General features: G+C 54.8%; 13 protein-coding genes. 7 read left to right on the forward strand and 6 right to left on the reverse strand.

All coding sequences use genetic code 11. From position 1 onward, the window contains the following. Positions 1-11 precede the first annotated feature (11 nt). Positions 12-1,988 (reverse strand): TonB-dependent receptor, encoded by a 1,977-nt coding sequence (locus E0L35_RS00185; protein ID WP_138799247.1) that lies wholly within the window; start codon positions 1,986-1,988, stop codon positions 12-14. 119 nt (positions 1,989-2,107) lie between these two features. Then, positions 2,108-2,290, reverse strand: a complete 183-nt coding sequence (hemP, locus tag E0L35_RS00190; protein WP_022521613.1) for a hemin uptake protein HemP — start codon at positions 2,288-2,290, stop codon at positions 2,108-2,110. Positions 2,291-2,500: 210 nt separating this feature from the next. Between hemP and E0L35_RS00195 the strand changes: the two genes are divergently transcribed. Continuing rightward, positions 2,501-4,636, forward strand: coding sequence for a PhoX family phosphatase (locus E0L35_RS00195; RefSeq protein ID WP_138799248.1), 2,136 nt, complete (start codon positions 2,501-2,503; stop codon positions 4,634-4,636). A gap of 108 nt (positions 4,637-4,744) precedes the next feature. Here the strand turns inward: E0L35_RS00195 and E0L35_RS00200 are convergent, their stop codons facing one another. Beyond that, positions 4,745-5,080 carry a hypothetical protein gene (locus E0L35_RS00200; protein ID WP_138799249.1) on the reverse strand — a complete coding sequence of 112 codons (336 nt, stop codon included), beginning with the start codon at positions 5,078-5,080 and terminating at the stop codon, positions 4,745-4,747. A gap of 187 nt (positions 5,081-5,267) precedes the next feature. Between E0L35_RS00200 and E0L35_RS00205 the strand changes: the two genes are divergently transcribed. After that, positions 5,268-6,161 (forward strand): LysR substrate-binding domain-containing protein, encoded by an 894-nt coding sequence (locus E0L35_RS00205; RefSeq protein ID WP_138799250.1) that lies wholly within the window; start codon positions 5,268-5,270, stop codon positions 6,159-6,161. Between the two features lie 117 nt (positions 6,162-6,278). On the opposite strand, the gene E0L35_RS00210 is transcribed toward E0L35_RS00205, so the two are convergent. Both E0L35_RS00210 and E0L35_RS00215 read right to left on the reverse strand, forming a co-directional pair. Next, entirely contained in the window at positions 6,279-7,124 is an 846-nt protein-coding gene (locus E0L35_RS00210) for an alpha/beta hydrolase (RefSeq protein ID WP_138799251.1), read from the reverse strand. Between the two features lie 460 nt (positions 7,125-7,584). Beyond that, positions 7,585-8,223, reverse strand: coding sequence for an NAD(P)-dependent oxidoreductase (locus E0L35_RS00215; protein ID WP_138799252.1), 639 nt, complete (start codon positions 8,221-8,223; stop codon positions 7,585-7,587). A 110-nt stretch (positions 8,224-8,333) separates the two neighbouring features. Here E0L35_RS00215 and E0L35_RS00220 point away from each other — a divergent pair, with 110 nt between their 5' ends. Then, a complete protein-coding gene (locus tag E0L35_RS00220; protein WP_138799253.1) occupies positions 8,334-9,239 on the forward strand; it encodes a LysR family transcriptional regulator in 906 nt (301 codons plus the stop codon). Here the strand turns inward: E0L35_RS00220 and E0L35_RS00225 are convergent. Further along, a complete protein-coding gene (locus E0L35_RS00225) occupies positions 9,236-9,934 on the reverse strand; it encodes a FadR/GntR family transcriptional regulator (RefSeq protein ID WP_249362061.1) in 699 nt (232 codons plus the stop codon). The genes E0L35_RS00220 and E0L35_RS00225 overlap by 4 nt on opposite strands. Before the next feature lie 276 nt (positions 9,935-10,210). Here E0L35_RS00225 and E0L35_RS00230 point away from each other — a divergent pair, with 276 nt between their 5' ends. The 4 genes from E0L35_RS00230 to E0L35_RS00245 all read left to right on the forward strand — a co-directional run bounded on the left by E0L35_RS00230 (position 10,211) and on the right by E0L35_RS00245 (position 14,160). Beyond that, entirely contained in the window at positions 10,211-11,206 is a 996-nt protein-coding gene (locus E0L35_RS00230) for an asparaginase (protein WP_138799255.1), read from the forward strand. 77 nt (positions 11,207-11,283) lie between these two features. Further along, positions 11,284-12,285 carry a TRAP transporter substrate-binding protein gene (locus E0L35_RS00235; protein WP_138799256.1) on the forward strand — a complete coding sequence of 334 codons (1,002 nt, stop codon included), beginning with the start codon at positions 11,284-11,286 and terminating at the stop codon, positions 12,283-12,285. Positions 12,286-12,347: 62 nt separating this feature from the next. Further along, complete coding sequence (locus E0L35_RS00240; protein ID WP_138799257.1) at positions 12,348-12,869, forward strand: TRAP transporter small permease; 522 nt, start codon at positions 12,348-12,350, stop codon at positions 12,867-12,869. A 16-nt stretch (positions 12,870-12,885) separates the two neighbouring features. Further along, entirely contained in the window at positions 12,886-14,160 is a 1,275-nt protein-coding gene (locus E0L35_RS00245; protein WP_138799258.1) for a TRAP transporter large permease, read from the forward strand.

The raw sequence follows: 14,160 nt of genomic DNA on the forward strand, positions 1-14,160 counted from the left end.
ACTGCGTGGATTTACCACTGCCAGTTGAGGGTGGCGAACAGGCTGCGCCCATCGCCCAGGCTGCCGTCGGGGCGGTACCACACCTTGTCGCCAATATTGGCAAGGCGCAGCGAGGTATCCACGGCCGGGGTGATTTGCCAAGCGAGATGCACATCGTGCAACCCATAGCCGGGCAGGCGCTCGTCATCGCCCTGCTTATCGAAAGATTGGGCAAAACGCGCTTGCCAGCCCAGGCGGATATCGCTGTTATACAGAACCACCTCGCTTCCCAGGGTGGCTTCCAACGGTGTTTGACTGCCTAGGGGCTCGCCAGAATCGCGGTCTTTACCGGAGACTTCCGAAAGACCCACAAAGCTTGTAAGAAGCGGGAAGGCGCTGGGCTGCCAGGTCACCCGGGCGTCATAGCCCCATAGCTGGGCGCGCTGAACGTTCACTGCCTGGGTGGTGCCCGCCATGATGTCGACGTGGGTGTCGATAAAATCGTCGGCGCGAGTATCGAAGTAGCTGGCACGAACCTGCCAGTCGCCCTGATGCCAGACCACGCCGCTTTCCCAGGTGTGGCTAGATTCAGGCGAGAGACTAGGGTTGGGAATCCAGTAATTGTCCGGTGTGCAGAAGGCTGGCCCGGCGCAGAAACCGGCAAAGTGACGCTCGTTGGCGTAAAGCTCGGATAGGCTAGGAGCGCGGAAGGCCTCAGCGTAGCCCGAGAACAGCATCAAGGCGTCATCGGGCCGCCAGGCAAGACGAAAGCGCGGTGACACTTGGTCGTGGACGCTATCGGATTCATTTTGGCCGCTGGCGTCGTAACGGTCGTAGCGGGCTCCCAGGCCAATATCAAACTGCCCGGCGCCGCCATCGGCTAAATAGCGCCCAGCGGTAAGAGTAGTGTCGAGATAGGCTGACTGGGTATCGATATCGGCTTTAGGAAAGCCATTCGCTTCGCCATCTGGCCGTTGGCGGGCCTGCTCCAATTCGGCGCCGAACACCAGCGTTTGCGAAAGCCAGCCGTGATCCATGGTGTGGAAGCCGTCGCTCTGAAGACCGGCCCGCTCTAGGGTACGGTTGGCCTGGGGCTCGTCGATATCCTGCTGGCTAAAGGTAAGCTGCGAGGTGACTTCGGTGGCAGCGCTGGGCTGCCAGCGGTGGCCCAACTGGACGTTGTTGCTTTCCACATCGCGATCGCGCAGCGGATTGCTGGCATCGGTTGAAAGCTGCTGTGGGTTGGCGGGCTGGGTGGCGCGTTCGTCGTAGTGCTGCCAGCTGATAAATAGCCGCTGGTCGTCGCTTGGCTCCCAACCGCCTTTTAGCAGCAGGCTATTGAGGGCGGCATCCTCTTCGGCTTCATCGCCCCCCGCGCGGCGAATATCGCCGGATTCACTGCGGCCGATTGAAAACAGGCCATCCACCTGGCCGTTGGCGGTATTGCGGCGGCCGAAGCCAGTCAGGCTCCCCCGCATTTCGTCGCTGGCCGTCGCACCGCCTACGGAAAGGCGTACGCCGCTATTTTCGCCGGGGGCAAGCAGGTCGTTGGCATTCACACTGGTGAAGCTGACGACACCGCCCATGGCATTGCTGCCGTACAAGCTGGAGAGCGCACCGCGTGCTATCTGTACTTCTTGAATCAAGCCAGGGTCGAGAAAGAAGTTACCGATGTGGCCGGTGGAGATATCCTGACGAACGCCATCCAAACGTACCAGCACACCTTTGCTGCCAAAACCGCGCATACTTAAGGTTTGGCCATTTCGGCGCCCTTGGCCAGCCACATGCAGGCCGGGTTGGCGGCTAAGCACGTCTTCAACCCGGCTGGCGGTGGCCAGCACAGCATCATCACGATCAATAATATCGATAATCAGCGGTGCCCGTGAAAGGTCCGTAGGCGCCCGGGTGCCGGTGACCGTCACTGGGTTAAGCTCGGCGTCGTCTGCTTGGGCGGTTAACAGTGGAAGCAGCATTAAAAAGAGGCCACCAAAAGCGCGTGTGTGGTTCATAAGCCAGAGATTTCCAACAGGGATAAGTGGAAGAGGTCGCTGGCTGGGTGCGATGGGCTACCTGGCTGGCTTTGCTGTATAAATCTTTAAATTAATTAGGGGCTGAAATATTAAGAGCTTTAGGCGTTAAGAATTAACTTGCCGCTTTTAGTACGGCGCAACACATAGCGGCGCTGTTCATGGTGAATAACCAATTGATCTGAGTTGCCAAGTAATTCTCTGCTATTCACCTCGTGGGCCACCTCGCGGGTTGTCGAGGCCGACGTATCTCCCTGGCCAGTGCCCTTAGCGGGTAACTGCATGAGAGAGTAACTCCTGTGTTAATGATAACTATTAGCGTTAATTTAGCAGAGTTGCAGACATCCCTCAATAGGGTTTGGGGAGTAAAAGTGACTAGCATTCGACCTTTCTTCATCTAAATGCAGGCGCTCCGTCATCGTGCTGTCATTAAGCTTCTTTAGTGTCTCGTAACGTTCAATCGTTGACCTACAAACGATCAGGGGGAGACTAAAATGAGTAAAGAGATCGAAGATCATCGCCTGTTTAACCACAGCGGCAACCAACCTTTCGCGGAAGTATTGGCGCGTCATGTATCCCGGCGTGATGTGATGCGCGGTGGTTTGAGCATGGCGGCTGCCTCGATGCTTAGTTTTGGTGGCGCTGCTCAAGCGCTTGCCTCAAGCAGCAACCAAAAAACACCCCTGACACTGGCGTTTGAGGCGGTTCACGGATCCCGCACCGATGCCGTGGTGGTGCCGGAAGGTTATGTGGCCCAAGTCTTGGTGCCGTGGGGCACGCCGCTGAACCAAAATGTTACCTGGCAGCCCGAGCAGCCGATGACCGCTGAGCGTCAGGCGGAGAGTGTGGGCATGCACCATGACGGCATGGCCGGTTTTGCCCTGGATACCGACAACGCCTCGCGCCGTTTTGTGCTGGCGCTCAACAATGAGTATATCGACCAAGCAGCGCTATGGGCGCCCCAAGGAGGCCCCACTAATGCGGATGAGGGCCAGCGGCCAGCAGCTGAGTCGCGCACTGAGATCAACGCTCACGGTGTCACCCTTGTTGAGGTCGAAAAGAACGCCAGCGGCCAATGGGCGCATGTGCCGGGTTCGCGTTATAACCGTCGCCTCACCAGTGCGACGGTGATGGAACTTTCCGGGCCAGTGGCGGGCAGTGACTACGTCAAAACGCGCTTTTCGCCTGAGGGTACCCAAACCCGTGGTACCAACAATAACTGTGGTAACGGGGTAACGCCCTGGGGCACCTATATTGCCTGTGAAGAGAACTGGCCCAATGTGTTCGTTAATCATGGCGAACGCTTCCAGGACGACGCGCGGATTGGTATTCCCACCGCTAAAAGCCGCTATGGTTGGGATACTTCGGCGGGAGACGCCTCTGAACAGAATGACGAATTTGCTCGCTTCGACATTACCCCACGCGGCGAGCGTGCTGAAGATGATTATCGCAACGAAGCACGCACGTTCGGCTACCAGGTGGAGGTCGACCCCTATAGTGATGCATTGGCGGTTAAGCGTACGGCACTTGGCCGTTTCCGCCATGAAGGGTGTTGGTTAGGCAAGCTGGAAGCCGGTCAGCCAGTGGTTTACTACTCGGGGCACGATTCCCGCAACGAGTACGTATATAAATATGTTTCTGATGCTGCCTGGGATCCCGCCGATGCCAACCGTCCAGGGGAAGAGTATGATCGTCTTGCCATTGGCAACAAATATTTGGATAACGGCACCCTCTATGTGGCTCGTTTCCATGCCGATGGCAGCGGTGAGTGGCTACCGCTAACGCCTAGTGCTCAAACGCGCGATGGTCGCACGCTGGCGGCGGCGTTGGGGCTAGCCGACGACGATGCGGCAGGTATCATCATCAACACCTGCGATGCAGCGGATTTGTTGGGTGCCACGCCAATGGACCGCCCTGAGTGGGCTTCCGTCGATCCTGCCTCCGGCGAGGTGTATCTCACCCTAACCAATAACACTCAGCGTACCGCTGAAGAGACAACCCCAACTTACACTAATGACGGTGAGCATCTGGAACAAGTAGGTGTTGGTTACGATTTAGCGCCCACCAATGCCGCCAACCCTCGCGCCAATAACGAAGCAGGGCATATTATTCGCTGGCGCGAAAGCCGGTTGCCCAACGCCTTTACTTGGGAGGTGTTTGTGTTTGGCGCGGCCGCTGACGATGCCGATAATCACTCGGACCTGACAGAAATGAATCAGTTCGCCAGCCCCGATGGGCTCTGGTTCGACGAGCGAGAGGACGGTCAGGGTATCCTCTGGATCCAAACCGATAACGGTTATGATGGAGTAACCGAGTACACCAACGACCAACTGCTTGCCGTGGTACCTAGTGGGCTAGACGATATCCAGGGAACCGGCCCGGTGATTAACAGCAGCAACCAGCAGCAGCTTAAGCGCTTTGCGGTAGGGCCGAACGGCTGCGAAGTGACGGGTATTTTTGCCACGCCGGATAAAACAGCGCTGTTTATTAACATTCAGCATCCTGGTAACTGGCCCGCGGATGGTAGCGAACTAGTGCAAGACGCCACTGTTGCAGCCAGCGGCCAAGTACGCCCTCGGGCGTCAACCGTTGTTATTCAAAAACGCGATGGCGGGCCGATAGGAGTTTAAAAGCTGGCGTTGAGCGCAAAGCTTAGTAACTATATGAGGTGCTTAAAACGCTATTAAGGGCTTCATTAAAAGCTTCGAACCTGGGAGAGGTTCGAAGCTTTTTTGATTCTAGGCCTGCTGAACTTGCCGCTTTTTCTGCCGGGCTTCTAGCGCGTGAATGGCATCGACCTTCAATGGGAGCTGGTTGGCCCAGAGCATATCTTCGCGGCTATGACCAATATCCAACAGTACGTGGTCATCGTAGGCTAGTAGCGGCAGTATATGGCGGCGGAAAAGCCAACGCCGCCGGTAACGCCACCAGGCCATATCAAGCGCACGAATTAGCCGCATCGACGGCATGGCAGGCATGTAAAAATGCAGTGCTGGTGGCTTGGGCGGCGGCGCCAGTTGGCGAGCTTTTTCCCAGGCGTTATGGGCATGTTGGGCTGGGCGTTCACACTTCATCGCGCACCTCCTTTTATTCACAACGGCTGTACAGTCAATGGCGCCAGGGCGCTAACTGGGCAGCTGTGATCAGTGATTAATAAGTGGGAGGGTCGCGACCTCTGGTTATCAGCTTGGCGCTTTACCTTGGATCAATCAAACGAAAAGAACTACACTGTGAGTTAAGTTTTTCTGAAAGGTGGGTGTGATGAATCAACTCTCTAGCATAGCTCCCAGCCGGGCCGTCTTGCCGCTACTGGATAGCGAGGTGCTGCGCACCTTTGTGACCATTGCCGAAAGCGGCAGCTTCACCCGCGCCGCCCAGCAGCTATTTCGCACCCCTTCCGCGCTGAGTATGCAGATCAAACGCCTGGAAGAGATCCTCGGCCAGACGCTGTTTGTCCGCGAGGCGCGGCACGTACGCCTGACTGCTGAGGGGGAAGTGCTGCTGGGTTATGGGCGGCGGCTACTGAAACTCAATGCAGAAGCCGTGACCCAGTTTTTAGCCCCTACCATAGAGGGGCGTGTAGGGCTGGGGATAACGGATGACGTGGTAGGGCGTATTTTACCCACGGTACTCGCCCAGTTTGCCCGCTCGCACCCGGCGGTGCAGGTCGATGTCGTGGTGGGGCGCAGCAAAGATTTGCTCGCCCAGCTGGATGATGGAGAGCTCGATCTTGCGCTGGTGATGAGCGTAGAGCCTGGCCAGACGCCGCGCGGCGACATTGTTCATAGCGAACCGTTAGTATGGGCGGGCCGGGAGGATGGTGTTGCCGTACAGCGAACGCCACTGCCGGTGACCTTGGCCCAACAGGGGTGCGCGTGGCGTAGGATCGCGCTTAACGCCCTTGATCATGCCGGGGTTAATTACCGAATCGCATACTCCTGCGACCACTGTGCCGGGCAGGAAGCGGCTATGCTGGCCGATCTGGCCGTGACGGCTTTTCCAAAAAGCTTGATTCGGCCACCGCTCAAGCGTCTCCACAACGAGTCACTGCCACCGCTAGGGGATTATCAAGTAGCGCTGGTGAAGCGTGCAGGCAGTGGTGATGCCAGCGAGGTATTGGCTGAGCGGGTGGTGGAGGCGTTTCGTGAGGGGTGAGTGGTAATGAATTATCATTAGCTTTTGAGCGGTAATGATTTTTTAGCGTGATGGTGCTAAAGATTACATGACCACACTCTTGCTTAGTGAGGCCATGTAATAGGGTAACGAAAGTGGTTAGGCAACCTGACTTTCAAACTCGTTAGGAATCAAAAAACCGCGCAGAATTTTCTCCATTCGTTTGCGTGCATCAGCATGCTCGAGATCAAGAAAATGCCCTGCGTTGGGCACGACTTCGAACTCGCATTTCGGCATATAGTCGTCGGCAATCAGAATGTCTTCCGGCGTTGTGTACTCATCCAGTTTGCCATTCACGAACAGCGTCGGTATCTCAATATTACCCAGGAGCTGTTCATAGTCGGTGTCGTTCATGGAGAGTATTTGTTCGATATGAAAGCAGACCTGTTGAAGCTCTTGATCATCTAACCGTGAGAGATGCCGGTAATTAATATATTTTAGTAAGCGGGGTAAGTATTTTCCCACTTCTTCATTAAGCAGGTTAGCCGCGGTTTTAACATCGCCAATTTGAATATAATGGCGAGCACCATTGATATAGCGCAGCATGCCGTCGTTAAGCTGAGTTGAAAATGAGGCTAGCACCGCTCTTTTAATGGAGGTGGGGGATTGCGCCAATGCCATCATAGCGGCATAGCCTCCCCAAGAAACGGAAAGTAACGACGTTGGTTGGTAACGTTCAATCAGAGCTAGGAGGATATTGACTTCATCCTCCTTGGTAATAATGCCACCCACAGGGTTATGTAGTTTTGACTGGCCAGCAAAAGGCAAGTCAAACAGGATAACGTTTAATCCATCACTCAAGTATTTGACACAGTTGGTAAAAGAGGCGGTAGTAGCTAGCGCGCCGTTGACCATAATAATACTTTCAGTATTTTGTGGCTGTTGATAGATTTCTACATGCACGCAATGATTGCCTATCTTAACGAGCTCGGTGTTGGCTTTCATGATGTTTTCCTTGCAGTAATTGGGTCAGTTAATGCGAGTCTAGTGCGTGCATGTCTGCGTAATGGGTTCTGAACCTAATAAGTTCATTAGCTGTCACAAGTGTGCAAGTTTTTTAGTATTTCTTTATTTGTGTTTACCTGATTGTTGAAGGTATAGGCGACTGCGTATGTAGGATATTGCTGACAGCATTTGTAAGAGATTCGCTATGCTTATGTAAGAAATGTCTTATAAGTAATTTTTTAATACACAGTTGTTAAGTAATGTGTGGTCAAGTGAGGTTGGATTAATTAACATTGTTAAATATGACTGATGGTTTTACGGCGATGAACGATAAGTTCAGCAAAAAGGTGAAAGAGTAAATAGGTGAGGGTAACGGGAAAAGTGGGCGGGGAAATAGAAGAAAGAGGCAACCCCTCACCTATCTCCAGTGAGGGGCATAACGACTTAAATAGCGATTTGATCAGTACGCGACGCAGAAACGTTGGTTGGTGTTATGTGGGTTTTCCAGCTCATCAATCATGGCGATGGCATAATCCTGCACGGAAATACGACTATTACCTTTGCTATCGGTGAGTAGCGTATCGCCGCCAAGCCGGAAACTACCCGTGCGCTCGCCGGGGAAAATCTCAGCGGCGGGAGAGAGAAACGTCCACGCTTGCGCCGTTTGCCCGCGCAGCGTTTCAAGGGCCGTTTTCGCCCCTTCCGCCGTGGCCCGGTACTCTGCTGGAAAACCCGGTGCATCTAACAAAAGCTTACCCGGCGCTACCTCGAGCGTCGCCGCGCCACCCACTATCAGTAGCCTGGGTACGGAAGCTTGTTGAGTGGCTGACAAAATCGAGTGAAAGCCTTTGAGGTAATAGCCGTAAACATCCTCTTGGGCATGGCCACTAAAGGCGCTGATAACGGCCTCGGCACCGCGTAGCTGCTCTGCAAGTGCATCGGTATTTAACACATCACTTTTAACGGTAGTGAGATTCTCCTGTGGCGCTACCCGCTCAGGCCGGGTCACTAACGCCGTCACGTGATGGCCCCGGGAGAGCGCCTCGGTTAATAGGGCGGAACCAATAAATCCGCTAGCGCCAATCAGTGCAATCTTCATCGTAGTACTCCTTCAGTGGGTAGAGGCTGCATTGTCGGACGCTTTATTGATTTGAAAAATAGCGATGAACGTAATTTACTGTTGTCGATTTCATAACAATCGGGCGCTATATGACCACCGCCAGCGAGTTCGATTTAAACGGTTTGCCGATCTTTGTCGCCCTGGTGGAAGCCGGTAGCTTTACCAAGGCGGCGGAGCGGCTAGGCTGCACGAAAACCCGGGTAAGCCTGCAAATTCGCCAGTTGGAAACGCGCCTGGGGGTAACGCTGTTCCTCCGCACCACGCGGCGGGTTCAGCTCACCCAGGCAGGAGAGGCGCTCTACCATCAATGCCATCCACTGTTAACAGACCTACAAGGGGTGCTTGCCAGCGCAGTAAGTGACACCCAACAGCTGCATGGTGAGCTGCGTATCACGGCCCCTGAAGATTATGCCGCCGGGGTGTTGAGTGAGGCGGTGGTGGCGTTTAGCCGTTTGCACCCGGCGCTGCATATAGAGCTACGTAGCGGCGACCAGATAAGCGATATGGTGCAGGACGGTATCGATTTAGCGTTTCGTTTAGGCTGGTTAAAAGACTCCACGCTGCGTGCTCGTCGGCTAGGCGCTTTTCAGCAGCAGGTGGTGGCCGCGCCTGACTACTTGAAACGCCACGGCACGCCCGCGCATCCCAAGGCGCTGGAAGGCCATGCATGGATCGCCTTTACACCGTTAAGAGCGCCACTAACCTGGACTTTTCAGCGCCGGGATGAGCAGTGTGAGGTGCAAATGAGCGCGGGGTTGGCAGCCAACTCAACGGTGAGTTTAGTCGCGCTGATGGTCGCTGGCGGTGGTCTCTCCGTATTGCCGGATATTACCGCGGCACCTGAGATAGCCGCCGGACGTTTAGTGCGCGTATTGGGCGAGTGGGCGTTACCCGAAGGCGGTGTTTATGCGGTTTACCCGCCAGGGCGGCACGTAACCGCCAAAGCGCGCGCATTTATGAGCTTTTTTGACGCCTGGTTACAAGAAGAGCCTTAACGGGGTGCTGCATTTAATTCGCTGTCACTGTCATAAGTTAGGTTGGTTTCCCAGCTTTCGCTGCTAACGGCTATCGCTGCATGAATACCGGCGGTATCGCCTGCTTTGAAGGCCGCATAGATAGCTTTATGGTCCTTCAAGGCGGTTTCCGGTAGTGAGCGCATAGAGGTTTCCAGTGCGGCTTCGATCAGTTGCAGCAAGGTTTCGCCGACGCGGATGGTCATGGGGTTATGGGTGCTGTGCAGAATGGCGCGATGGAAGGCAATATCGTGCTTGGAGGTTTGAGCACCCGCGCGGATGGCTTCTTCCATGGCGTCGATACTCTGCTGAATACGTTGATGATCCTCTGCCGTTGCCCCGCTCATTGCTTGAAGCGTGTAAGCCGGTTCAAACATGCGGCGAAACTCCAGTACATCCCGCGTCATGCCTCGCGCCAGGATCATCCCGAACGCCATCGGGTCGACGAGCGGCGTGCCTGGTTCGCGGCGAATCATGGTGCCTTGACCCCGTTTGACCTCAACGATCCCTATCGCTTGCAGCATCTTGATGGCTTCACGCACGCTGGATTTACCAATGCCCAGGGTGTGAGTGAGCTCCGTTTCCGAGGGCAGGTAATCCCCTGGCTTGAGGTCGCCTCGTATAAGAGCGGTTTTAATACGCTCTAGCAGTTGCAGCGCAACTGAACTGCGATCCATTGAATCTCCAAAAGAGGTTGTACGGGTCGAGCTAATCTCGGGCTGGCGTTTAAAACTCATGAGGGCCTCGCGTGGCTCATCGGTGTTTCCTGCATTTTATCAATGCCCTAAGCCTAGCGGCTTAAGACAGCTGATTGCATATATTTAAAAGACATATTCTTATTTTCCATTGTTTTATGTGACTGCCTTGCTAATGGTTTGTTCTTTAGTCTAGTCTGAAATCAGACATCTGATGTCTGTTGTTTGTGACGCAAAGCATAAAAGATGGGAACCTGAATGACCAAAAAGCACATCGTGGTATTGACCACGGGCGGCACTATTGCCAGCAAGCCCAGTGATTCAGGCCGAAGCCAGTCAGGGGAGCTAAGCGGCGAGCAGCTGCTGGATCAGGTAGCGCTGCCGCAGGGTGTCGACGTCACGTTAGAAGTGATGTCGATCCTGCAGAAACCCAGTAATGCCGTCACTCTCGCGGATCTTGCTGAACTCCATTGCCAAGGGCGGAGAGCATTGTTGCGAGCCGATGTGGACGGTCTGGTGATCACCCACGGTACCGATACCTTGGAAGAGACCGCTTACTTTCTATCGCTCACGCTGCCAGCGGATAAACCGTGTGTGATCACCGGTTCCCAGCGGGCGCCTCACCAGTTAGGTACCGACGCCTTTAAAAACATCTGCGATGCCATCGTGGCGGCGGTTAGCCCCCAACTGAGTCAGCTTGGCTGTGTCGTGGTATTCAACGAGTCGCTGTTTGCTGCGCGCTATGCCCGCAAGGTGAGCAGTTTCCAGTTGCATGGATTTGATGCCCCCGGCGCTGGTTCGCTGGGGTATATCGACGGTCAACGGCTCAAGCTTTATCACACAGGGACTGCGATTGAGCCCCCCATTGAAGGCTGGGATGTTCCGCTGCCGCGTGTCGATCTACTGCCCGCCTATCTGGATGCCTCGCCAGCACTGCTGAAAGCCTGCTTAGAGAGTGGCGCGAAGGGGGTGGTGATCGATGGCTTAGGCCGGGGCCACGTGCCACCTGGCTGGATGAACGAAATACGAGCATTGGTTAGCGCAGGTGTCCTTGTAGCGGTCGTGAGTAGTTGCGCTCAAGGGCCGGTGAACACCAGTTATGAGTTTAGCGGCAGCCTGGCTGATTTGGTCTCGGCTGGGGTGATCGCGCTCAACGATATCAGTGCACGCAAGGCAAGGCTTGCACTTGCCTTGCTGCTGAGTAGTACCCCGCGCGAAGCGCTGGGGGATGCGATGGAACGCTTAATGGCGTGAGCGGCCTTTTAACCTTGCTCAACTGCAATAACAGGAAGCTAAAAAGCAATTCCCCATAACTAAATAAGGTGCTGGACATGAAACTAACGCTGACAAAAGCCACTCTCTCCGCTGCTATTGCTGTTGCTTCTCTAAGCGCGGCTCAGCTTCATGCGGCCGACTATACCTTCAGCTTCGCCCACGTGTTGATTGAAGAAACGCCGAACGGCCAGGCGGCGCTGCGCTTTAAAGAGGAGGTAGAGGAGAAGTCCGACGGTCGTATCGAAATTAACGTACTGCCGGCCGCTCAGGTGGGTGGCGACGTTGAAATCATTGAGCAGATTCAGATGGGCCTGGTCGATATCGGTATCCCGCCAACGGCCACCCTGGGCAACTTTGAGCCGCGCATGCAGATTTTGGATCTGCCGTTCTTGATTGCCGATTACGACACCATGGTGGAAACCCTGGATGGTGAAGTGGGTCGCGAAATCCTCGATACCCTGAATGGCCATAACATGTACGGCGTCAACTTCTGGGGAGCGGGTTTCCGCCATATCACCAACAATGATCGCCCGATCGAAACCCCCGAGGATATGGACAGTATCCGCATGCGCACCATGCAGGCGCCGATCATCATCTCCACCTATGAAAACCTGGGCGCTAATGCCACCGCAATGGCCTTCACCGAGGTTTACAACGGCCTGCAGCAAGGCGTGGTGTCGGGGCAGGAAAACCCACTGGCCAACATCTATACCATGCGTTTCCATGAGGTGCAGGATTATCTCTCGCTGACCAATCACGCTTACCACGCCTATGCGGCGGTAATGAACCAGGACTCCTGGGACTCGCTGCCGGAAGATCTGCAGGCGGTGATGCTGGAAGCCTTCGATAACGGCCGAGACGCGTCCCGTGCGCTAACGCTGCAGGACGAAGAGACCATCATGAAAGAGATCAAAGACGAAATTGCGATCAACGAACTCACCCCAGAGCAGCGTGACGCCTTTATTGAAGCCAGCATGCCGGTGCACGAAGAGTATGAAGATATCGTCACCACGGAGTTGCTGCATAAGGTCTATGACGCTGTGGGTATCGAGTATTGATCCACCTGGTCGGCTAAGACCTGGCTCCTCTCTTCTTACCCCTGTCAGGGTGTGGATATCTCATGTTCGAAGTGCTCAATAAATGTCTTGATCGCTTGGAAAGTGTGGCGATGGTCGTTTTCATGTCGATTGCGACCATCCTCACTACCATCCAAGTCGTGTATCGCTACGGCTTTAGCGGTTCGCTATTTTGGGCTGAAGAAGTCGTTATTTACTCCATTATCTGTATGAGTTTTATAGGTGCCAGTATGGGGGTGCGCCATGGCACGCATATTTCGGTGGATGTGCTGAATGCCATTGCCTCGCCCGCTGTGAACCGCTGGCTGCACATGATCGCAGCACTGATCGGTATCGTGTTCGCCGGCTTTATGACCTATTACGGCTTTGTGCTCTATTTCAGCACGCTGGATCGGGGGCAGTTAACCGCTGCACTGCGTCTGCCAATGGCATGGTTCTATCTACCGATTGGCATATCCGGTGTGCTGCTGATTCTGCGTTATCTATGGGTCATCAATGAAGTCTGGAAAAAGCCTCCGGTAGGACTCTCCGAAGAGCTTGTAGCCGGTTCGGATAAGCTCATTTAACCCCTGGAGAGCGACCATGATTACTGCATTATTACCGATCTTTTTTGCCGTTCTACTGCTCGGGCTGCCCATCTTTGCTTCCTTGGCATTGGCGGTGTTTCTTGCCATTGAATTCTTTGGTGCCACCAATCCGGTCATCGTGCCGATGCGCATGTTTACCGGCATGAACAACTTTTCGCTGATGGCGATTCCGTTCTTTATTTTGGCGGCGGAGCTGATGCGCATTGGCGGGCTTTCCGACCGGTTGATCAATCTTGCCAAGGCGTTGGTAGGGTGGGTGCCAGGGGGCTTGGCAGCGGCCACGGTGCTGTCATGTCTCTTCTTCGGGGCCATTTCCGGTTCAAGCCCCGCCACGGTGGTGGCGATTGGCTCGATCATGTTCCCGGCACTTGTCGCTGCTGGCTACGATAAGCGCTTTGCGATTGGGTTGATCGCCACCGCCGGTACCTTGGGGCCGATCGTGCCGCCGAGTATTGCGCTGATTATCTATGGCTCAGTGACCGGTACTTCAGTGGGGCGGCTGTTTGCAGCGGGCCTGCTGCCTGCCATTGTGATTGCTTCGATTCTCATCGCCTACTGCATCGTCTTTAGCAGCATCAAAGGCTATGAGCGCGCCCCTTTCCCCTCGCTGAGGCAAATCTTGGTAGCCTTTAAAGATGCTGCCTGGGGCCTTGGCCTGCCGGTGATTCTGCTGGGGGGCATCTACAGTGGCGTCTTTACCCCGACCGAATCGGCGGCGGTCGCCTGCGTATATGGCCTGTTTGTCGGCATGGTGATTTATCGCACCATTAACGTAACGGAACTGGTGGGAACACTAAGAAGCTCTGGATTGATTTCCGCGACGCTGCTGCTGATTACCGCAGGTGCCTCTGCTTTCTCTTGGCTGCTCGCCATTACCGGTACGCCTAGCCAGTTGGCAGGCGAGGTGCTGTCGTGGACAGACGATCCGTTTCAGGTCATGGCGCTGTTTAATGTCGTGATGATCGTTGCTGGCTTCTTCCTCGATAGCGCCTCGGCCATCATTGTGCTCTCGCCACTGCTGCAACCGATTGCGGCCCAGGTAGGCGTAGACCCGGTACATTTTGGGGTGATCACGCTGATCAACTTCTCGGTGGGCATGATTACGCCGCCGGTCGGGTTGAACCTGTTCGTCGCTATGGCGATCTCCAAGATGTCGCTGCAGGAAGTATTCAAGGCCTGTTTGCCGCTGATTGGCTTGATGCTATTAGCGCTGATCATCATCACCTATATACCGTGGCTAAGTACCTGGCTGCCCTCGTTAATCTATTAA

The organism is Halomonas sp. ATBC28 (assembly GCF_005937175.1).
GTDB lineage: Bacteria > Pseudomonadota > Gammaproteobacteria > Pseudomonadales > Halomonadaceae > Vreelandella > Vreelandella titanicae.